Source organism: Klebsiella oxytoca, from assembly GCF_009707385.1.
In the GTDB taxonomy this organism is placed as follows: domain Bacteria; phylum Pseudomonadota; class Gammaproteobacteria; order Enterobacterales; family Enterobacteriaceae; genus Klebsiella; species Klebsiella oxytoca_C.
Genome location: NZ_CP046115.1, coordinates 2,537,316 through 2,557,223 on the forward strand (window position 1 = coordinate 2,537,316; position 19,908 = coordinate 2,557,223).

The following is a 19,908-nucleotide window of genomic DNA, read 5'->3' on the forward strand; positions in this document are numbered from 1 at the left end:
GGAGGCACCATGCCCATTTATCAGATTGACGGTATGACGCCGGTGGTACCGGACGAGAGCTACGTTCATCCCACCGCCGTGCTGATTGGCGACGTGATCCTCGGCAAAAGGGTCTATGTCGGCCCTAATGCCAGCCTGCGCGGCGACTTTGGCCGCATCGTGGTGAAGGATGGGGCTAACATCCAGGATAACTGCGTAATGCACGGTTTTCCCGGCCAGGATACGGTGGTTGAAGAGGAGGGGCACATTGGCCACGGTGCGATTCTTCACGGCTGTATTATTGGCCGTAACGCGCTGGTGGGCATGAGCGCGGTGATTATTGACGGGGCCACCATCGGTGAGAACAGCATCGTCGGCGCATCGGCATTTGTAAAAGCCAACGCCGAAATGCCCGCCAACCATCTGATTGTCGGCAGCCCGGCGAAAGCTATTCGCAGCTTAAGCGAGCAGGAGATGGCCTGGAAGCAGCAGGGCACACGCGAGTACCAGATGCTGGTGGAGCGCTGCAAGCAGACCCTTCATCAGGTGGAGCCGTTAAAAGAAGCAGAACCGGACAGAAAGCGGCTGGCGTTTGACGAGAATTTACGTCCGAAGTCATCTTCCTGAGGAGACAACGCTATGGCCGAAAAATTATCCGCGCAGTGCCACTGTGGCGCGGTGGTATTTACCGTTGAACTCAGCGATGGTTTCAACACCGCTCGCCGCTGCAACTGTTCATATTGCCGGATGCGGGGGGCGGTTGCGGTCTCCGCGCCGCTTTCAGGAATCGATATCTTACGCGGACGGGAAAAGCTCACGGAGTATCGCTTTAATACCGGTCAAGCCGTGCACTTCTTCTGTTCAGTATGTGGGATCTACACTTTTCATCAGCGGCGTTCAAATCCGCAGCAGTATGGCGTGAATGTGGCGTGCATTGACGGCGTGTCGCCGTTCGATTTTTCCTGCTTAGAGGTTAACGACGGCGTGAATCATCCAACGGATGGAGGCGGCGGCGTAGTGGGGTATTTGCGCTACGAGAAAAAGTGAGGTGTTCCTCCCGCCGCGAAGCGGGAGGAAGCAAATCTTATGCGGCAACAACGCTGTCGATAGCGGCTTTCGCATCGGTCTGCGCTTTCGCTGCGACTTCCGGGCCGTAGGCGATGCCTTCAGCGAACACGAAGTTCACGTCGGTGATGCCGATGAAGCCAAGGAAAGTGGAGAGGTACGGCGTTACCAGATCGGTCGGAGTATCTTTATGGATACCGCCGCGGCTGGTGACAACCACTGCGCGTTTGCCTTTCACCAGACCTTCCGGCCCTTGCTCGGTGTAGCGGAAGGTCACGCCAGCGCGCGCCACCAGGTCAAAGTAGTTTTTCAGCTGGGTCGGGATGTTGAAGTTGTACATCGGCGCCGCGATAACAATCACATCGTTTGCCTGCAGTTCTGCGATCAGCTCGTCGGAAAGCGCCAGCGCTTCTTGTTGACGCGGAGTCAGCGGCGCATCGCTCGGACGCAGAGCGCCAACCAGCTCACCGTCCAGAACCGGAATTGGGTTTGCAGCCAGGTCACGCACGGTGATCGCATCCGCAGGGTGCTTTTCACGCCATTGTTCAACAAAATAGTCGGACAGCTGTCCAGATTGCGAGTACCCTGCCAGAATACTGGATTTCAGAACTAATACCTTGCTCATGGGTGTTTCCTTTTTTAATGTGATTGACGGGCCGTTGCCCTGGTGCTTGTTGACACTTTATTCACAATCATGCCACAGAGAAAGCGCAATAAATCGAACTCTGTATTCAGTTTTTTTGAACAAGGCACGAATTGTGCGGATGTGGTACTCTAGTGCAATACTTCACAAGAGATTTTTCCCGGCAGTGCACTGCCCGATAACGCTATGACAGAACAACAAAAATTTACCTTCTCCCGGCTCTATGAACGGCTGGATGGTCTGATGTTGCGCGATAAGTCGCGCTTCGCCCGTCGCCTGCACGGGGTTAAGAAGGTTAAAAATCCTGATGCTCAACAGGCTATTCTCCAGGAGATGGCGCAAGAAATTGAACAGGCGGCAGGGAGAGTCCTGCTGCGTGAAGCCGCTCGGCCAGAAATCACTTATCCGGATAACCTGCCGGTTAGCCAGAAGAAACAAGCAATCCTCGAAGCCGTACGCGACCACCAGGTGGTGATTGTGGCGGGGGAGACCGGTTCGGGTAAAACCACCCAGCTGCCGAAAATCTGCATGGAGCTGGGTCGTGGAGTTAAAGGCTTAATCGGCCATACGCAGCCGCGTCGTCTGGCCGCGCGTACCGTCGCCAACCGTATTGCCGAGGAGCTACAAACGGAGCCGGGCGGCTGTATCGGTTATAAGGTCCGCTTCAGCGACCACGTCAGCGATAACACCATGGTTAAGCTGATGACCGACGGTATCCTGCTGGCGGAGATCCAGCAGGACCGGCTGCTGATGCAGTACGACACCATCATCATTGATGAAGCGCACGAACGTAGCCTGAACATCGATTTTCTGCTCGGCTACCTACGCGAGCTGCTGCCGCGCCGTCCGGATCTGAAAGTCATTATTACCTCGGCGACCATCGACCCGGAACGCTTCTCGCGCCACTTTAACCACGCGCCGATTATCGAAGTGTCCGGACGAACTTACCCGGTGGAGGTGCGCTACCGGCCCATCGTTGAAGACGCCGATGACACCGAACGCGATCAGCTGCAGGCGATTTTCGACGCCGTTGACGAGCTGGGACGTGAAAGCTCCGGCGATATCCTCATCTTTATGAGCGGTGAACGCGAAATTCGCGATACCGCTGACGCGCTCAATAAGCTGAATTTACGCCATACCGAAGTGCTGCCACTGTATGCGCGATTGTCCAACAGCGAGCAGAACCGCGTGTTCCAGGCCCACAGCGGGCGGCGGATTGTGCTGGCGACCAACGTCGCGGAAACCTCGCTGACCGTGCCGGGCATCAAGTACGTTATCGACCCGGGTACCGCGCGTATCAGCCGCTACAGCTTCCGTACTAAAGTACAGCGCCTGCCCATAGAGCCGGTTTCACAGGCTTCGGCCAATCAGCGTAAAGGCCGCTGCGGTCGCGTCTCTGAAGGGATCTGTATCCGGCTCTATTCGGAAGACGATTTCCTGTCGCGTCCGGAGTTTACCGACCCGGAAATTCTGCGCACCAACCTGGCGTCGGTTATTCTGCAGATGACCGCGCTCGGGCTCGGCGATATTGCCGCGTTCCCGTTTGTTGAAGCGCCGGATAAGCGCAATATTCAGGACGGCGTACGCCTTCTGGAAGAGCTGGGGGCGATTACCACCGACGAGCAGCAGACTGCCTATAAGCTGACGCCAATGGGCCGCCAGCTCAGCCAGCTGCCGGTCGACCCGCGTCTGGCGCGGATGGTGCTGGAGGCGCAGAAGCACGGCTGCGTGCGTGAGGCGATGATTATCACCTCGGCGCTGTCAATTCAGGACCCGCGTGAGCGGCCAATGGATAAACAGCAGGCTTCCGATGAGAAGCATCGCCGCTTCCACGATAAAGAGTCCGACTTTCAGGCGTTCGTTAACCTGTGGAACTATCTTGGCGAGCAGCAAAAAGCGCTCTCCTCAAACCAGTTCCGCCGCCAGTGCCGCGTTGATTTCCTCAACTACCTGCGGGTGCGCGAGTGGCAGGATATCTACACACAGCTGCGCCAGGTGGTTAAAGAGCTCGGCCTGCCGGTGAATAGCGAACCGGCGGAGTATCGCGAAATTCACACCGCGCTGTTGACCGGCCTGCTGTCGCATATCGGTATGAAAGATGCCGATAAACAGGAGTATACCGGCGCGCGTAATGCTCGCTTCTCCATTTTCCCTGGCTCCGGGCTGTTTAAAAAGCCGCCTAAATGGTCGATGGTCGCCGAGCTGGTGGAAACCAGCCGCCTGTGGGGGCGTATCGCCGCGCGTATTGAGCCGGAGTGGGTTGAGCCAGTCGCCCAGCATTTGATTAAACGCTCATACAGCGAACCGCACTGGGAACGGGCGCAGGGCGCGGTAATGGCGACGGAGAAGGTGACCGTTTATGGGCTACCGATAGTCGCCGCGCGTAAGGTTAACTACAGCCAGATCGACCCGGCGCTGTGCCGCGAGCTGTTTATCCGCCACGCACTGGTGGAGGGCGACTGGCAGACCCGCCACGCCTTCTTCCGCGATAACCTGAAGCTGCGCAACGAGATTGAAGAGCTGGAGCATAAGTCGCGCCGCCGCGACATTCTCGTCGACGACGAAACGCTGTTTGAGTTCTACGACCAGCGCATCAGCCATGACGTTATCTCCGCACGCCATTTCGACAAATGGTGGAAACAGGCCAGCCGCGAGACGCCGGATCTGCTCAATTTTGAAAAGAGCATGCTGATCAAAGAAGGCGCGGAGCAGGTCAGTAAGCTGGACTATCCGAACTTCTGGCATCAGGGCAACCTGAAGCTGCGTCTGAGCTATCAGTTTGAACCGGGCGCCGACGCTGACGGCGTAACGGTACATATTCCGCTGCCGCTGCTTAACCAGGTGGAAGAGGCCGGATTTGAGTGGCAGATCCCCGGCCTGCGCCGGGAGCTGATTATCGCCTTAATAAAATCGCTACCGAAGCCGGTGCGGCGTAATTTTGTCCCTGCGCCAAACTACGCGGAAGCGTTTCTCGGCCGCGCGACGCCGCTTGAGCTGCCGCTGCTGGATTCCCTGGAGCGCGAGCTGCGGCGGATGACCGGCGTGACTATCGACCGCGATGCCTGGCAGTGGGATCAGGTGCCCGATCACCTGAAAATCACTTTCCGGGTGGTGGACGATAAAAACAAGAAGCTGCAGGAAGGACGCTCGCTGCAGGAGCTGAAGGATGGACTGAAAGGGAAAGTGCAGGAGACGCTGTCTGCGGTCGCCGATGACGGTATTGAGCAGAGCGGGCTGCATATCTGGAGTTTCGGCCGGCTGCCGGAGAGCTACGAGCAGAAGCGCGGTAACTATAAAGTCAAGGCCTGGCCGGCGCTGGTGGATGAACGCGACAGCGTGGCGATAAAGCTATTTGATAACCCGCTGGAGCAACAGCAGGAGATGTGGCGCGGTCTGCGCCGCCTGCTGCTGCTGAATATCCCGTCGCCGATAAAGTATCTGCACGAGAAGCTGCCGAATAAAGCCAAGCTAGGACTCTATTTTAATCCCTATGGCAAGGTGCTGGATTTGATCGATGATTGTATCTCCTGCGGCGTTGATAAGCTGATCGATGAAGCGGGCGGCCCGGTGTGGAGCGAAGAGAGTTTTGCCGCGCTGCATGAAAAAGTGCGCGCCGAACTGAACGAGACGGTAGTCGGGATAGCCAAACAGGTTGAGCAGATCCTGACGGCGGTCTTTAACATCAATAAACGCCTGAAAGGCCGCGTCGATATGACCATGGCGCTGGGGCTGTCGGATATTAAGGCGCAAATGGGCGGGCTGGTGTATCGCGGTTTCGTCACCGGCAACGGCTTCCGCCGCCTGGGTGATACGCTGCGCTATCTGCAGGCGATTGAAAAACGTCTGGAAAAAATGGTTATCGACCCGCACCGCGACCGCGCGCAGATGCTTAAAGTGGATAGCGTTCAGCAGACGTGGCAGCAGTGGCTGAATAAGCTGCCGCCGGCACGCCGTCAGGATGATGACGTACAGGATATTCGCTGGATGATAGAGGAGCTGCGCGTCAGCCTGTTTGCCCAACAGCTTGGTACGCCGTATCCGATATCCGACAAGCGGGTGCTGCAGGCGATGGAACAGATCGCGGCCTAAGCCGCCGCTTTCCCCGCTGGCGCGGGCTGTCGGGGAAAGCGAGTCACCTCAGGCGTTCACCCAGGCGAGGGTGAACCCATCCCAGCCTTTGTTGCCCACCGTTTGCAGCGCCGTGACCGTCAGGCGCGGATCGCTGCCCATCATCCTGATAAACTCTCTTACGCCCTGAACGCGCTCGTCGGTACTCTCCGGGTTAGCCACTTCGCCATCGCGTACCACGTTATCGCCCACAATCAATGTCCCCGGATGGGAATAGCGCAACGCCCAGCGCAGATAGTTTGGGTTATTCGGCTTATCCGCATCGATAAAAATCAGGTCAAACGGCGGGCGGTCGCCCAGCGTTTCGAGGCTGGCCAGCGCCGGGCCTTCCCTTACCTCAACCTTGTTATCAACGCCCGCCAGACGGAGATTTTCCCGCGCTACGTTGGCATGATGCGCGTCCGCCTCCAGGGTTAGCAGCTCGCCGTCGACGGGCAATTCGCGGGCCATCCAGATAGTGCTGTAGCCGCCGAGCGTGCCGATCTCTAACACGCGTTTTGCTCGCGTCATTCGTACCAGCAGGGCCAGAAACTGACCCTGACTGGCGGCAACGTCAATAGCCGGAAGCCCGGCGCGCTGGTTATTAGCGAGAACCCGGTTGAGTAGCGGATCGTTGGGGATTAACGCTTCTTCGAGATAATTATCAACTGCCGACCACCGTTGCTGCATGTCAGACTTCCCGTGCTACATCCCTGATGAATCAGACCAGCCGCCTCCCAGCGACCGGTACAAATCAATTTGCGCCAGCAGCAGATTATTTTTCACCTGTACCACGCTGAGCTGGGTAGAGAACAGCGTGCGCTGGGCGTCCAGCACGTCTAAATAGGACGAATAGCCGTTGCGATAGCGATTCTGGGCGATACGCAGCGTCTCCTGGGCGACGTGCTCCTGCTCCTGCAGCTCCGCCAGCTGCTCGCCGTAACGGCCAATGGCATCGAGGCTGTCGTTCACCTCTTTGAACGCGCCGCGTACCGTTTTTTCATAGCTAAACAGCGCCTGATTGCGCTGGGCCATCGACACGTCGACCTGGGCATTCAGCGCCTGACGGTTGAGCAGCGGCGCCAGAATGCTGCCGCCGATGCTCCATAAGCGTAGCGGATTATCCAGCAGGTCGGGCAGGGTACGATCCTGCAGGCTGCCGGTAGCGGTCAGGTTAATCGAGGGCAGCAGCTGCGCCTGCGATGAAGCCAGCGTGGCGTCGGCGGCCACCAGCTGACGCTGGGCCTGAACGATATCCGGACGGCGGTTAAGCAGCGTTGACGGCAGCTGTGAGGGGATCTCTAACGGCGTTAGCTGAGCGAACGCGTTACGCTTAACGGCTCCCGGATTGGCTCCGAGCAGCAGGCTGAGCGCGTTTTCCTGCTGGGCTATCTGGTGGCGTAGCGGCGGGATTTGCGCGCGCGTTGAGCGCAGTTCGGAATCCGCCTGCATTAGCTCCAGGCGCGAGGTATAGCCCGTCTCAAACTGGCGTTTTGCCAGATTAAAGGCGTCTTCTCGCGATTTCAGCGTTTGTTGCGTCACCTGCAGCTGTTCGTCCAGCGCCAGCAGAGTGACGTAGCCGACCGCCACCGACGAGGCGACGGTCAGATTCGCCGCCGCGGCTGCGGCCTTTTGCGCCTCCAGGCTGGCCTCTGCCGCGCTGGCAGCGCTGCGGTTTGCGCCCCAGATATCAACATCGTAGCTGGCGGTCAGAGCGCCTTTATAGACCGTACCGTGAACCGGCAGGCCGGTGGCGGCCGACTGTGAACGCGCGCGGGTGCCGGTCAGTCCGGCGTCGAGTGACGGAAACAGGCTACTGTCGGCAGCATAGACCCGCGCCTGATACTCGTTTACCCGCTCGCGAGCGATCAGCACGTCGCTGTTATAGCGCAGCGCCTGGTCGACATAGTGATTCAGGGTACTGTCGTGAAAGTTGCGCCACCAGACCCCCTCAACCGGGCTGGTGGGGCCGATATCCGCGCGCCAGGCGGCGGGGATTTGTAGCGTGGGTGTCGCCTGCTGGATATCGGCAGACTGGCAGCCAGCCAGAGCAAGAATAACGGCGAGAGCGAGCGGGCGGATCATTGTTTGTCTCCCGCGCGAGTATCAATAGTGACCTGCACCGACATTCCCGGACGTAGCCGCTGGCTGTTGTTTTGTCCCTCGTCAACGGCGATGCGTACCGGAATACGCTGAGCGATTTTGACGAAGTTGCCGGTGGCGTTATCCGGCGAAATAGCGCTGAACTCAACCCCGGTCGCCGGGGAGATGCTCTGCACCGTACCGGTGAATTTCTCGCCGTCCAGCGCATCCACGGTAAAGGTCACGGATTGGCCGACGCGCACTCGCGCCAGCTGGGTCTCTTTCAGATTCGCGATGAGCCAGTGCTGCGGCGGCACCAGCGAGGTTAAATGCGTTCCGGCGGTAACGTAGGCGCCCAGTCGGACGGAGATTTGCCCAAGCTGGCCGTCCGTCGGCGCGATAATACGGGTGTTTTGCAGATCGATTTGCGCCAGCTCCAGCGCCGCTTTAGCGCTGGCCACGTCGGCGATCAGCGAGTCACGGTTAACGATGGTGGTTTGCAGATCCTGGCGCGACATCTCCAGCGTTGCCCTGGCCTGTTCGATATCCGCAATCCCCTGCGCCGCGCTGGCGCGGGCGGAATCGCGCTCGCGGATGGATAGTGAGCCGTCGGCGGTCAGCTCCTGAACGCGTTTTAAATCCGCCTGAGTTTTAAGATTCTGCGCGCGGGCGTTTTGCAGCAGCGCTTCGTTACGTGCGATCGCTGCCTCGGCGCTTTTCCGCTGCTGCAGATTGTTCTTCAGCGCTGCCTCTTTCATCGCCAGGGTGGCTTCCGCCTGGTGTACGCGCTGTTTATAGATACGGTCGTCAATCTGGAACAGCTCGTCGCCGGCTTTCACCTGATTAAAATCCTGGACTTTAACCTCGGTGATATAGCCATTAACCTGCGGGCTGATAAACGTGGTTTGCCCGCGAACGTAAGCGTTATCGGTAAACTGGCTTTCGCGGGTAAACGGCGGCAGCTGCCAGGCGTAAAGAATAACCAGTACGCCGACGATACCAATGGCGGCGGCGGTAAAAATAGAGACTATGCGAATATTATTTCGGGTATTGGCCTGCTGTTTGGCCGCGTCCTGCTGACTCATAATAACTCCAGAGTGAAAATTTTATTTGCTTCCCGTCGCGCGTTTCAGCGCGATGCGGGCGGTAATACGCAATCTTATTAAGCGCCAGAAAACCCATACCAGCGTGGCGGCTGAAATCGCCGCCGTCAGCAGATAAGTATCATTGTATGCGAGAATATTGGTCTGCAGCGTAGCGGCGTTTTGCAGCAGCGTTGTGGCCTGAACGTTGAGCAGCGTGCCATCGCCAATCTGGCTTTGATACATCTGGCTATACTGCTGTAAACGTTCAGTAATCAGCGGATTGAGCGTGGTTATCTGGTCGGCGAGCTGACTGGAGTGAAACTTCTCCCGCCAGGTCTGGAAAGTCCCGAGAATGGCCGAACCCAGCAGGCCGCCGATATTCTGACTCATGCCGAACAGCACCGAGAAGCTCACCAGGTTGCGCTGATCGGCAATCACGCCGCCAATCCCCGCCAGCATCGCCGGGGCGAGGAAAAAAGCGCTGCCGAAACCGAGCAGAAACTGGCTCAACATCAGCTGATCCGGCCGGGTGAGGCTCGTCGACTGGCTGTCGAGCAGCGAGGCGACCATTATTAGCGCCAGCGCCGTGGCGGTAGGCCAGTAGAGGCGCTGTGGGTTTAGCGTCAGGCAGCTGGCGACAATACCGCAGACTATTCCGGCGAAAATGGCCCACGCCAGGTTGGTCATCTGTTCATTTTGCAGGCCGACGTACTGCAGCCAGCCGATAACGCCGGTATTCTGCTCCGCCAGTACGATGCGGATCAGCAGCATAATCAGCCCCAGGCGCAGAATACTACCGCTGGAGAGCCATTTGATATTGAGCAACGGGTTGCTGCGGTTATGTTCAAAGGCGATCGCAGAGACAATCAGCACTACCGCCCCCGCCAGCGCCCAGCCAATCCACGGGGCTTCGAACCACCAGTCCAGGCGACCCAACGACAGCACCGCGGTGACCAGCGCCATCCCCGGCGCCAGCAGGAAAAAGGTGATGAAGTCTTTCTTCTCAAAAACTTTTTTGCGATCGCCTGGCGGTAGCTTGAGGGAGATCACGCAGGCCAGGGATACCAGCGCCAGCCCCAGTTCAAAGAAATACAGCCCGCGCCACTCGTCAATTTGCAGCAGTTCGGTTGAGAACAGGCGCGCCAGCGGGATCGCCAGCGATGAACCGGTGACGCCGATGGTCAGCGCTTTGAGTCGATGGCGGGCAGGCCAGGCCTGAACCTGATAATAGATCCCCAACGAGCTTAGCGCTGCGGCCACCATGCCGTGGGCGGCGCGCACCATCAGCGCGGAACTGAGGTCGTTGACGAACAGATGGAAGAAGGTCACCAGCACGTAGAGCACAAGAAAACCTTCGGTAAACGCCCGCAGACCATACTGCTGGCGGAACTTCACCAGCAGCAGGTTGATGGAGACATTGGTCATCACGTATACCGCCGGTAGCCAGGCTATTTCCGTGGACCATGCGGCAAAGGTTCCCTGCAACAGCTGCAGGTTGGCGGTGACCACCGCGTTGCCCAGCGCGCCGGTTAGACAGACCAGCAGCCCGACGATACCGTAGGCAATCCGCTTAGGCGTGCTGTGGATAGGCGTTGAAGGCGAGCCGAGAATCGCCGGTTTTTCGTGCGGCGCCCAGTCGCGAGGGACATAGGGATTGGATTTATGGCGAGGCATTATTTTTTCTCAACCTCGCGCAGCAGCTTCTCAAGCACTCGCTGAGTCTGCTGTTGCTCCTCGGGCGTGATAGCGGTGAGGATCTCCTCGCGCAGATCGTCGGCTACCGTTTTCACCTGTCGATAAACCTCAAGCCCTTTAGCGGTGGCTATCAATAGCCGTTTACGTTTATCGCGTTCGGTTTTAACGCGCTCGACCAGACCGAGCTCCACCAGCCGGTTGAGCAGGGGAACGAGGGTTGCGCTTTCGACGCCCAGCTCCTGGGCCAGTTCGCTTTGCGACAGCGGCTGGTCGTTACGCGCAATGGCGGAAACGGCGACCCAGCTGGCCTGGCTCATGCCGAGGTCCTTGAGTCGACGGTTAACCGCCAGCCGCCAGTGATGGGCGGTTAAATACAAAAGATGGGAGAAGTTAAGCTGTCGGTTATCCATAGGTCAGTCTGCAATATCGTTAGAGCTCTAATGATTTTATGTCTGGCAAAAACGATAATTCAAGTCTGAAGGATAAAAACAGGTTAACGGTATGTGCGGTTATTGTGGGACAAACTCTGGGAAAGGGCGAAAAAAAGCCCGGGGTTAACCGGGCTCAGAACGTGACATCAGGATATATTATCCAGGATAGATGCCGCGATCTTTACGCGCCATCAGGATACGCTCACAGGCCACGATATAGGCGGCGGTACGTAAAGAGCACTCTTTTTCAACCGCTTTATCGTAAACGTGAACGATCGCATCGGTCATGATGCGGTCCATTTTGGCGTTGATCTCTTCTTCGCTCCAGAAGAAGCTGGCCATATCCTGCACCCATTCGAAGTAGCTCACGGTGACGCCGCCGGCGTTGCAAATAACGTCCGGTACTACCACGATGCCGCGTTCGGCCAGCACGTCATCCGCTTCCGGATAGGTCGGACCGTTAGCGCCTTCGAGCACCAGTTTGCAGCTGAGCGTTTCAGCACGTTCACGGGTAATCTGGCCTTCCAGCGCCGCCGGGATGAGAATATCCATCGGCGTGGTCCAGAACGCTTCTTTGGCAATTTCGCTCGCGCCGGGGAAACCGGCAATCTGCTTGTTCTCCGCCTGCCAGGCGGTCAGCGCGGCCATATCAATACCGCCTTCGTTATACAGCGTGGCGGTGTGGTCCTGAATCACCACGATGCGCGCGCCGACGCCAGCGAACAGGCGCGCCGCTTCGCTGCCGACGTTACCAAAACCCTGCAGCGCGACTTTCGCGCCTTCAATTTCGATACCGCTGCGGCGAGCCACTTCGCGTCCGGTGACGAATACGCCGCGGCCGGTGGCTTTTTCACGGCCCAGAGAGCCGCCAAGATGGATCGGCTTACCGGTTACCACTCCGGTGATGGTGGTGCCCTGGTTCATGGAGTAGGTGTCCATCATCCAGGCCATGACTTTACCGTTGGTGCCGACGTCCGGCGCCGGAATATCTTTTTGCGGCCCGATAATAATGCCGATTTCGCTGGTATAGCGACGGGTCAGACGCTCCAGTTCACCTTCTGATAGTGAGAACGGGTCGACGCGGATACCGCCTTTGGCGCCGCCGTAGGGAATATTTACCGCCGCGCACTTGATGGTCATCCACGCGGAGAGCGCCATCACTTCATTCAGGTCAACATCCGGGTGGTAACGCACGCCACCTTTACCCGGCCCGCGCGAAAGGTTGTGCTGGACGCGGTAGCCTTCGAAGTGGCGAATAGTACCGTCGTCCATTTGCACCGGAATATCAACAATCAACGCCCGTTTCGGATGGCGCAGCGTTTCAATCCAGTAGGCGAGATCGCCGAGATAGGGCGCGACACGATCGATTTGGCGCAGGTAGGTGGTCCATGGAGATGTACTACTTTCAGAAGCGTAAGATAACTTTTCCATAAGAGTCCTGTTTTGCAGTGATAATTATTTTGTTAACCGTGGAAAGGTACAGCCGTAAACTCTGTAACGAGAATGTTATCACCAATTTAATGGGACGGTATTTGGTAAAAACACAGAATATGCTGCCGTTACTGGTAGGGGCTGGTTTTTTATGAATAAAAAAACACAAAAGAAGGCCCGCTGCGGATGAATATGCATCTTTGTGCATTAAAGCCGTAGTTGTGACCATTTTCCCCTATTTATTAGAATCTTGACTCTCTTCAAAAAGTGAATAAAACGCTGCGTTTGTGTGTTGACTTTGTTGCAGTATGGTGGGCATCTTGCGGTTATTGCCGACAGCGGGAGTTCGCTGCCGGCAGGGTTTTGCTTTAGAGGGTTTCACCGCGGGCGGCGATGGGGCCTGGAGCCTGTTTCAGGCGGCTGGCGCAGAAAATAGCGATAAGCGAAATCACTACCGTTCCCGCCAGATACCATGCCACCGGCACCCAGTCGCCGTCATATTTCGCCAGCAGACCGGTCGCGATCAGCGGAGCGGTTCCTCCGGCAAGGGCCGCGCCAAGCTGGTAGCCAAGGGTGATGCCGGTATAGCGAACGTTAGCGCTGAAGATCTCGGAGCATAACGTCCCGAGAACTGCGGTTACCGGCGCCCACAGAATACCGAATGCAATAACCGTGGCGAGCGCAATGCCCCACGTAGTTTGCGTGTCCAGCAGCAGAAACCACGGCACGATAAACAGCCCCAGCAGCACTACGCTCAGGGTATACATTTTTTGCCGACCGATTTTGTCAGACAGTAGCCCCATCAGCGGGATCATCACCGTAGCGACCAGCGCCCCGAGGGTGACGGCTTCCAGCGCCTGAGATTTTTGATAGCTCAGCGTGGTGGTGGCATAGCTGACCACAAAGGTGGAGAAAATATAGAACGGCGCGGTTTCGACAACTTTCAGCCCGGCCGCAATCAGCACTTCACGCCAGTGAAATTTCACCGTGTCACGCAGCGGTGCTTTCGCCACCTGACCCGACTGTTTCACCTGCTTAAACTCCGGGGTTTCATCAATATCTTTACGGATCCATAGTCCGATAAGAACCAGCACTGAGCTCAACAGGAAGGGGATACGCCAGCCCCACGAGAGAAACTGCTCTTCGCTGAATAGCGTCATCAGGGAGACGATGAACGTCGCCATCAGCATACCGATGGTGACGCCCGCCTGCGGAATACTGCCGAAGAAGCCTTTGCGCTTTTCCGGCGCGTATTCATAGGCCAGCAATAGCGCGCCTCCCCATTCGCCGCCGATGCCCATCCCCTGAACGATACGCAGGGTAATCAGCAGCGCGGGCGCCCATAATCCGATCATTTCATAGGTGGGAAGCAGCCCGATAGCAACCGTCGCGCCGCCCATCAGGGAAAGCGTCAGCACCAGCGTTTTCTTGCGCCCGATCCGATCGCCGATGTGGGCGAAAACGACGCCGCCGATCGGCCGGATGAAAAAGGTCAATGAGAACGAGAGCCAGGAGAGTATTAAGCCGATGACCGGGTCGACCATTGGAAAGAAGATCTTGTTGAACACCAGCGCCGCAGCGGTGCCGTAGAGAAAATAATCAAACCATTCAATGGCGCTGCCGGTCAGGCTGGCAATGAGCACCTTTTTGTTTTTTTTCAGGATGGATGTGGTGCTGTTGTCATGTCTTGTCATTATTCAACGTACTCCCGCCAGAGTCATAACAATCAGGTGTTACCTGAGCTTTCTCGGGTGCAACCTGGAGAGTGATGAGGTTATTTAATTGTTAAGGAAACTAGAGTTGTGAGTTGCATTTAGCAAGCCTGTGATGGCGCAAAAGGGGCGAATTCAATGCTTTTATATGGTAGATAGCGCGGAGGTTTCGCGTATTTTTTAAACTAATCCACCAATAAATTTGTATTTAATGGTGAGTTGTTCAGGTGCAACCGTTCTTTTTTTGGACGTTTCTTGTTATTTCAATCTTGTTACAAATTAGCGTTTATTAACGGATGCAGGCGGTGTCGGTTTATGATGAGGCTGACTATCCCATAACGGATGAGATTGGCTGAAAAGGAGAGAACATGTCAGAACATTTTCCATCGCTGCCGGAGGCGACACTCGCCGCGGCGAACCTGTTGGGCGCCTGGCTGGCACAGGACGATTTGCCCCTGGCTCTACAACCAGACGTGGTGGTTCTGGCGGGCAATGCGGTGATCCCGACGATTGATTTCGCCTGCCAGCTGGCGGCGCGTCACGCCGTTCCGCTACTGATCAGCGGCGGTATTGGCCACTCCACTTCGTTTTTATACCGCTCGGTGCTGAACGACCCGCGCTATCGCGCGATACCGGTAAACAGCCGCGCTGAGTCGCATATCCTGGCCGATATAGCCCATCAGTTCTGGCAGATTCCTCGTGAAAGGATTGTGGTGGAAGACCGTTCCACGAACTGCGGAGAGAACGCGCGCTTCACCCGACAAATGCTGGAAGAGAAGGGCATTGCGCACCGTTCGGGCGTGGTGATTCAGGATCCGACCATGCAGCGCAGAACGATGGCGACCTTTGCCCGCGTCTGGCAAGACGCCGGGTGCGCGCCGAAATGGTTCAGTACGCCGGGCTGCTCGCCGGAGCTGCGCAATGCGGAGCGCGGTCTGGCGTTTAGCGGTGAAACGACCGGCTTGTGGCCGGTGGACCGCTATCTGGCTCTGATCCTCGGCGAGCTGCCGCGGCTGCAGGATAACCCAGAGGGCTATGGCCCGTTGGGCAAGGGATTTATCGCCCATGTGGATATTCCGCCGCAGATTGTGGAGGCATGGGAGACGCTGCGTAATGACCGTCTGCTGTCCGATGCGCTGAACGCCCGGACGCTGGGTTAGGGTCTGTTTCAGCAAATTTGCCCGTTTGCGGCAGAAATATCGCAAACGGGCACGCCGTGTTATCAAAATGTGATTTTTAATCCGTCACTCTGGGCCATTTTTATGAAATGCCTCACAAAAACGAGCCTTCATGGTGTTGGTATCGCTTCCTGGAGATAGTTTTTAACATCTTATTCACCTGCTAAAAACAATAATCCTGAGGAGCAAACCATGACAGCACCCGTTCAGCACCCTATGTATATCGATGGACAGTTTGAACCAGGCCGCGGTGATGCGTGGATTGACGTGATCAATCCGGCGACGGAAGCGCTGCTTTCGCGGATTCCTGATGGCAGCGCCGAGGATGCGCGGCGCGCTATTCTGGCCGCTGAGCGCGCTCAGCCTGGCTGGGAAGCGCTCCCGGCGATTGAACGGGCGGGGTGGTTGCGTAAAATAGCTGCCGGCATACGCGAGCGCGCTGGAGAAATCGCCGCGCTGATCGTCGCCGAGGGCGGGAAAATCCAGCAGCTGGCGGCGGTGGAAGTCTCATTTACTGCCGATTACCTGGATTACATGGCCGAGTGGGCGCGTCGTTATGAAGGTGAGATTGTGCAGAGCGACCGCCCGGGAGAAAATATTCTGGTATTTAAGCGCGCTCTGGGCGTGACAACCGGCATCCTGCCGTGGAATTTTCCTTTCTTCCTGATTGCCCGCAAGCTGGCGCCAGCGCTGATCACCGGCAACACCATTGTGATTAAACCCAGTGAATTTACGCCGAATAACGCCATCGCTTTTGCGCAAATTGTGCATGATATCGGTCTGCCGAAAGGGGTCTTTAACCTGGTGCTGGGCCGCGGTGAAACCGTGGGCCAGGAGCTGGCGGGTAACCCGAAAGTGGCGATGGTCAGCATGACCGGAAGCGTCGCTGCGGGCGAAAAAATCATGGCGGCGGCGGCAAAAAACATCACCAAAGTGTGCCTGGAGCTGGGCGGTAAAGCGCCGGCTATCGTGATGGACGATGCGGATCTTGAGCTGGCGGTCAAAGCGGTGGTGGATTCCCGTGTGATCAATAGCGGGCAGGTATGCAACTGCGTCGAACGCGTATATGTGCAAAAGGGGATTTACGATCGCTTCGTTAATCGTCTGGGCGAAGCAATGAAAGCGGTGCAGTTTGGCGATCCGGCATCACGCGACGATCTCGCCATGGGACCATTGATAAACGCCGCCGCGCTGGAGCGGGTTGAGCAGAAGGTTGCTAAAGCGGTGGCGCAGGGCGCCCGCGTCGCGCTGGGCGGTAAAGCGGTGGCCGGGAAAGGCTATTTTTATCCGCCGACCCTGCTGCTGGATGTGCGCCAGGAGATGGATATCGTACATGAAGAGACATTTGGACCCGTGCTGCCGGTAGTGGCGTTTGCGACGCTCGAAGAGGCGCTGGCGATGGCCAACGACAGCGATTACGGACTAACATCATCAATCTATACCCGTGACCTGAACGTCGCCATGAAGGCGATTAAGGGACTGAAGTTTGGCGAGACTTACATCAATCGCGAAAACTTCGAAGCGATGCAGGGTTTCCACGCCGGATGGCGTAAATCGGGTATCGGCGGCGCCGACGGGCGTCACGGCCTGAATGAGTATTTGCAAACCCAGGTGGTCTATCTGCAGGCCTGAGTCAGCAGAGGCGAGGCACACTTCTCGCAGGTGAATAAGTCGTCGTTCATTTCGGGCGGATAGCCGCAGCTACCCGCCCGCGCTTTATTTTGCGAACTTTTCCAGCACGCGGATAAGCTGGGTGACGAAGCCATATTCGTTATCGTACCAGGCGACGGTTTTTACCAGCTGCAGGTCGCCGACCTCGGCAATCTCCAGCTGCGTGGCGTCGTAAATTGAACCGAAATGGCTGCCTATAACGTCCGATGAGACAATCTCCTCTTCGGTATAGCCAAAGGATTCATTATTTGTCGCGGCGTTTTTCATCGCCTGATTGACCTCTTCGGCGGTCACTTTTTTCTCCAGCACCGATACCAGTTCAGTCACCGAACCAGTCTTCGTCGGCACCCGCTGAGCGTGGCCTTTTAGCTTGCCGCTTAGCTCAGGAATAACCAGACCGATAGCTTTCGCCGCCCCGGTGGTATGCGGAATGATATTTTCCGCCGCCGCGCGGGAGGCGCGTAAATCTTTGCCGCGCGGGCCGTCAACCAGCGACTGGGTGCCGGTGTAAGCGTGAATGGTGGTCATGGTGCCGACCTTAATACCAAAGGCGTCGTTAAGAACTTTCGCCATTGGCGCCAGGCAGTTAGTGGTGCAGGAGGCCACGGAAATAATAGTATCGCTGGTTTCCAGCGTATCGTCGTTAACGTTAAAAACGATAGTTTTCATCTCGCCGGCGGGCGCGGAAATAAGCACTTTTTGGGCGCCTGCGCTCAGGTGAGCCTGGGCTTTTTCCGCGGAGGTATAAAAGCCCGTACACTCGACGATAAGCTCGGCACCTGCCGCTTTCCACGGAATATGCTGAGCCTCTTTTTCAGCGTAAACGGTGATTTTTTTGCCATCAACGATAAGCGCGTCTTCGGTAAAATCCACGCTCCATGGGAAAGGTCCATAGTTTGAGTCATGCTTTAACAGATAGGCCAGCACTTTAGGTGAGGTCAGATCGTTAATGGCAACGACCTCTAATGAGCTATTGACCTCCAGTAACCGGCGCAGTACCAAACGTCCTATACGACCGAATCCATTAATCCCGAGTTTACTCATGAAGAATCTCCAGGTGGTTTGCATAGTCAGGTGAAAACTTCTCCAGGCTTAGTTCAGGCGTCGGAATAGGGCAACCAACGATCCAGGCATCCCGACGAAATACGCGAAAACAATGAACAGAAAAGGTAATAAACTCGGCAGGTTAAGGACGGGGGGCGAAGAGGTAATAATTTTTTGTTTCAGCGTTATACATCATCGGTATATTGGCGAGGGTTTTCAGGGTGGGCCGGGAAGAGGCCCACCGCGATGGCCATTATTCGGCGGTCGCGCCTGTTTCAGCAAAAGCGGCTAACGCTGCGCCATCAAGACGATAGCGTACCCATTCACTTTGCGGCAGCGCGCCGATGCTCAGATAAAAATCGATTGCCGGCTGGTTCCAGTCGAGTACGCTCCATTCCAGGCGGCCGCATTCTCTTTTTACCGCCAGCTGGGCGATGGTTCTGAGTAGCGCTTTTCCGGCACCGTTACCGCGAAACTCCGGGGTGACGTACAGGTCTTCCATATAGATGCCATTGCGCCCAAGCCAGGTGGAATAGCTGGTGAAGAACACCGCGTAGCCGGCGACCTTATTATCAATTTCGCAAATTAACGCTTCCGTTTTGCTATCGCTGGCGAACAGCGTTGATTTGATCTCATCTGCCGTGGTGACGACCTGCTCCGGCGCTTTTTCATAGACCGCCAGCTCGTAAATCATGTCATAGATTGCTTTTGCGTCCGCCGGCAGTGCCGGACGAATGATCATATTCATTGGATTACCTGTTGTGCCATCGTGAGTTTGATAGTGCCAAGCATAAACGTTAAGGTTAGAAGAATTAAGTGCAATGAAATCACTAAACGATGAATATTATGCATCCTGCGCTTCGCCGTATCGATCTCAACCTGCTGCCGGTATTTGAGGCGGTCTATCGCTATCGTTCAGTGCGCCTGGCGGCGGAAGAGTTAGCGATGAGCACATCGGCGTTAAGCCACGCCCTGTCAAGGCTGCGCGTGGCGCTCAACGATCCGCTTTTCTATCGTGAAGGCCATCGCATGTGCCCCAGCGTCTATGCAACCCAGCTCGCCCCGGCAATTAGTTCGGCGCTAAAGTTCCTGGATCAGGAGCTCACGCCACAGCCGAAGTTTGTTGCCTCCGCCAGCAGCGATTGCTTACAGATAGCGATTACGGATTTCACCGCCCTGTGCGTGTTTCCAGCCCTGATGAACAAATTACAGCATCAGGCGCCGGGCCTGCGTTTTGAGCTGCGTTACCTGCCGCATAGCCCGGCGCTGACCGAACTGCTGGCGGGTGAGGTGGATTTGGCATTGGGATTTAGCGCGCTGGATGAGGCAGAGCATCCGGAGCTGGATGAGATCGGCTGGCTGAAGGATGACTATGTCGTTATCAGCAACATAAAACGCACTCAGCTCACCCTGGCAGATTATCTGGCGGCCCAGCATCTGGTGGTTACGCCGTGGAATGAAAGCCAGGGAGTGCTTGACCTTGAGCTCGCCAAAATGGGCTTTTCGCGCCATATCACCATCAAAACACCCTCTATGCTGAGTGCGCCATTCATTATTGAGGAAAGCGAACTCCTTATGGCGCTACCGCGTTCTGCGGCGCAAAAAATGATCGCTACCACCAGGATTAAGATTTTTGAATTACCCTTTGAGGTTCCACCGTTTGCGGTGAAGATTTATTCGCACAAACGAAGCGGTCAACGCGGCGCGAGCCAGTGGTTGAAAGAATCGCTGCGCGAATGGGCCGCGACCGAGCGCAGCGGATATCTGGTTTGACGAGTCAGCGAT

The 19,908-nt window shown here is 56.7% G+C and carries 16 protein-coding genes; 6 read left to right on the forward strand and 10 right to left on the reverse strand.

Features of this window, described 5'->3' with window-relative positions; all coding sequences use genetic code 11:
- The first annotated feature begins 9 nt into the window (after nucleotides 1-9).
- Complete coding sequence (gene paaY, locus GJ746_RS11725) at nucleotides 10-606, forward strand: phenylacetic acid degradation protein PaaY (protein ID WP_154680349.1); 597 nt, start codon at nucleotides 10-12, stop codon at nucleotides 604-606.
- Nucleotides 607-618: 12 nt separating this feature from the next.
- Nucleotides 619-1,026: a GFA family protein gene (locus GJ746_RS11730; RefSeq protein ID WP_154680350.1), complete on the forward strand. Its 408-nt coding sequence runs from the start codon at nucleotides 619-621 to the stop codon at nucleotides 1,024-1,026.
- Nucleotides 1,027-1,063: 37 nt separating this feature from the next.
- Here the strand turns inward: GJ746_RS11730 and azoR are convergent, their stop codons facing one another.
- Entirely contained in the window at nucleotides 1,064-1,669 is a 606-nt protein-coding gene (gene azoR, locus GJ746_RS11735) for an FMN-dependent NADH-azoreductase (RefSeq protein ID WP_154680351.1), read from the reverse strand.
- Between the two features lie 204 nt (nucleotides 1,670-1,873).
- Between azoR and hrpA the strand changes: the two genes are divergently transcribed.
- Nucleotides 1,874-5,776 (forward strand): ATP-dependent RNA helicase HrpA, encoded by a 3,903-nt coding sequence (hrpA, locus tag GJ746_RS11740; protein WP_154680352.1) that lies wholly within the window; start codon nucleotides 1,874-1,876, stop codon nucleotides 5,774-5,776.
- 48 nt (nucleotides 5,777-5,824) lie between these two features.
- Here hrpA and GJ746_RS11745 read toward each other — a convergent pair whose 3' ends face one another.
- The 7 genes from GJ746_RS11745 to GJ746_RS11775 form a co-directional block, all read right to left on the reverse strand.
- Complete coding sequence (locus GJ746_RS11745) at nucleotides 5,825-6,484, reverse strand: O-methyltransferase (protein ID WP_154680353.1); 660 nt, start codon at nucleotides 6,482-6,484, stop codon at nucleotides 5,825-5,827.
- Between the two features lie 15 nt (nucleotides 6,485-6,499).
- A complete protein-coding gene (locus GJ746_RS11750; RefSeq protein WP_154680354.1) occupies nucleotides 6,500-7,879 on the reverse strand; it encodes an efflux transporter outer membrane subunit in 1,380 nt (459 codons plus the stop codon).
- Nucleotides 7,876-8,961: an HlyD family secretion protein gene (locus tag GJ746_RS11755; RefSeq protein ID WP_154680355.1), complete on the reverse strand. Its 1,086-nt coding sequence runs from the start codon at nucleotides 8,959-8,961 to the stop codon at nucleotides 7,876-7,878. Before GJ746_RS11755 ends, GJ746_RS11750 begins: the two co-directional genes overlap by 4 nt.
- A gap of 21 nt (nucleotides 8,962-8,982) precedes the next feature.
- Nucleotides 8,983-10,635: an MFS transporter gene (locus GJ746_RS11760; protein WP_154680356.1), complete on the reverse strand. Its 1,653-nt coding sequence runs from the start codon at nucleotides 10,633-10,635 to the stop codon at nucleotides 8,983-8,985.
- On the reverse strand, nucleotides 10,635-11,066 hold the full coding sequence (locus GJ746_RS11765; protein WP_154680357.1) for a MarR family winged helix-turn-helix transcriptional regulator: 432 nt from the start codon (nucleotides 11,064-11,066) through the stop codon (nucleotides 10,635-10,637). Before GJ746_RS11765 ends, GJ746_RS11760 begins: the two co-directional genes overlap by 1 nt.
- Nucleotides 11,067-11,243: 177 nt before the next feature.
- Nucleotides 11,244-12,518, reverse strand: coding sequence for a Glu/Leu/Phe/Val family dehydrogenase (locus tag GJ746_RS11770; protein WP_154680358.1), 1,275 nt, complete (start codon nucleotides 12,516-12,518; stop codon nucleotides 11,244-11,246).
- A gap of 368 nt (nucleotides 12,519-12,886) precedes the next feature.
- Entirely contained in the window at nucleotides 12,887-14,212 is a 1,326-nt protein-coding gene (locus tag GJ746_RS11775; protein ID WP_154680359.1) for an MFS transporter, read from the reverse strand.
- A 386-nt stretch (nucleotides 14,213-14,598) separates the two neighbouring features.
- Between GJ746_RS11775 and GJ746_RS11780 the strand changes: the two genes are divergently transcribed.
- Entirely contained in the window at nucleotides 14,599-15,390 is a 792-nt protein-coding gene (locus GJ746_RS11780) for a YdcF family protein (protein ID WP_154680360.1), read from the forward strand.
- A 210-nt stretch (nucleotides 15,391-15,600) separates the two neighbouring features.
- Entirely contained in the window at nucleotides 15,601-17,040 is a 1,440-nt protein-coding gene (aldA, locus tag GJ746_RS11785; RefSeq protein WP_154680361.1) for an aldehyde dehydrogenase, read from the forward strand.
- An 84-nt stretch (nucleotides 17,041-17,124) separates the two neighbouring features.
- Here the strand turns inward: aldA and gap are convergent, their stop codons facing one another.
- Nucleotides 17,125-18,123 carry a type I glyceraldehyde-3-phosphate dehydrogenase gene (gene gap, locus GJ746_RS11790; RefSeq protein ID WP_154680362.1) on the reverse strand — a complete coding sequence of 333 codons (999 nt, stop codon included), beginning with the start codon at nucleotides 18,121-18,123 and terminating at the stop codon, nucleotides 17,125-17,127.
- A gap of 253 nt (nucleotides 18,124-18,376) precedes the next feature.
- On the reverse strand, nucleotides 18,377-18,871 hold the full coding sequence (locus GJ746_RS11795; RefSeq protein ID WP_154680363.1) for a GNAT family N-acetyltransferase: 495 nt from the start codon (nucleotides 18,869-18,871) through the stop codon (nucleotides 18,377-18,379).
- Nucleotides 18,872-18,960: 89 nt separating this feature from the next.
- Here GJ746_RS11795 and GJ746_RS11800 point away from each other — a divergent pair, with 89 nt between their 5' ends.
- Entirely contained in the window at nucleotides 18,961-19,896 is a 936-nt protein-coding gene (locus GJ746_RS11800; protein ID WP_154680364.1) for a LysR substrate-binding domain-containing protein, read from the forward strand.
- Nucleotides 19,897-19,908: the final 12 nt, after the last annotated feature.

Bases quoted from the DNA above. Each gene is read 5' to 3' on its own strand.
- gap (WP_154680362.1), bottom strand. From the start codon at position 18,123: ATGAGTAAACTCGGGATTAATGGATTCGGTCGTATAGGACGTTTGGTA.
- GJ746_RS11770 (WP_154680358.1), bottom strand. From the start codon at position 12,518: ATGGAAAAGTTATCTTACGCTTCTGAAAGTAGTACATCTCCATGGACC.
- GJ746_RS11760 (WP_154680356.1), bottom strand. From the start codon at position 10,635: ATGCCTCGCCATAAATCCAATCCCTATGTCCCTCGCGACTGGGCGCCG.
- GJ746_RS11775 (WP_154680359.1), bottom strand. From the start codon at position 14,212: ATGACAAGACATGACAACAGCACCACATCCATCCTGAAAAAAAACAAA.
- GJ746_RS11750 (WP_154680354.1), bottom strand. From the start codon at position 7,879: ATGATCCGCCCGCTCGCTCTCGCCGTTATTCTTGCTCTGGCTGGCTGC.
- GJ746_RS11745 (WP_154680353.1), bottom strand. From the start codon at position 6,484: ATGCAGCAACGGTGGTCGGCAGTTGATAATTATCTCGAAGAAGCGTTA.
- aldA (WP_154680361.1), top strand. From the start codon at position 15,601: ATGACAGCACCCGTTCAGCACCCTATGTATATCGATGGACAGTTTGAA.
- GJ746_RS11795 (WP_154680363.1), bottom strand. From the start codon at position 18,871: ATGAATATGATCATTCGTCCGGCACTGCCGGCGGACGCAAAAGCAATC.
- GJ746_RS11730 (WP_154680350.1), top strand. From the start codon at position 619: ATGGCCGAAAAATTATCCGCGCAGTGCCACTGTGGCGCGGTGGTATTT.
- azoR (WP_154680351.1), bottom strand. From the start codon at position 1,669: ATGAGCAAGGTATTAGTTCTGAAATCCAGTATTCTGGCAGGGTACTCG.
- paaY (WP_154680349.1), top strand. From the start codon at position 10: ATGCCCATTTATCAGATTGACGGTATGACGCCGGTGGTACCGGACGAG.
- GJ746_RS11755 (WP_154680355.1), bottom strand. From the start codon at position 8,961: ATGAGTCAGCAGGACGCGGCCAAACAGCAGGCCAATACCCGAAATAAT.
- GJ746_RS11780 (WP_154680360.1), top strand. From the start codon at position 14,599: ATGTCAGAACATTTTCCATCGCTGCCGGAGGCGACACTCGCCGCGGCG.
- hrpA (WP_154680352.1), top strand. From the start codon at position 1,874: ATGACAGAACAACAAAAATTTACCTTCTCCCGGCTCTATGAACGGCTG.
- GJ746_RS11800 (WP_154680364.1), top strand. From the start codon at position 18,961: ATGAATATTATGCATCCTGCGCTTCGCCGTATCGATCTCAACCTGCTG.
- GJ746_RS11765 (WP_154680357.1), bottom strand. From the start codon at position 11,066: ATGGATAACCGACAGCTTAACTTCTCCCATCTTTTGTATTTAACCGCC.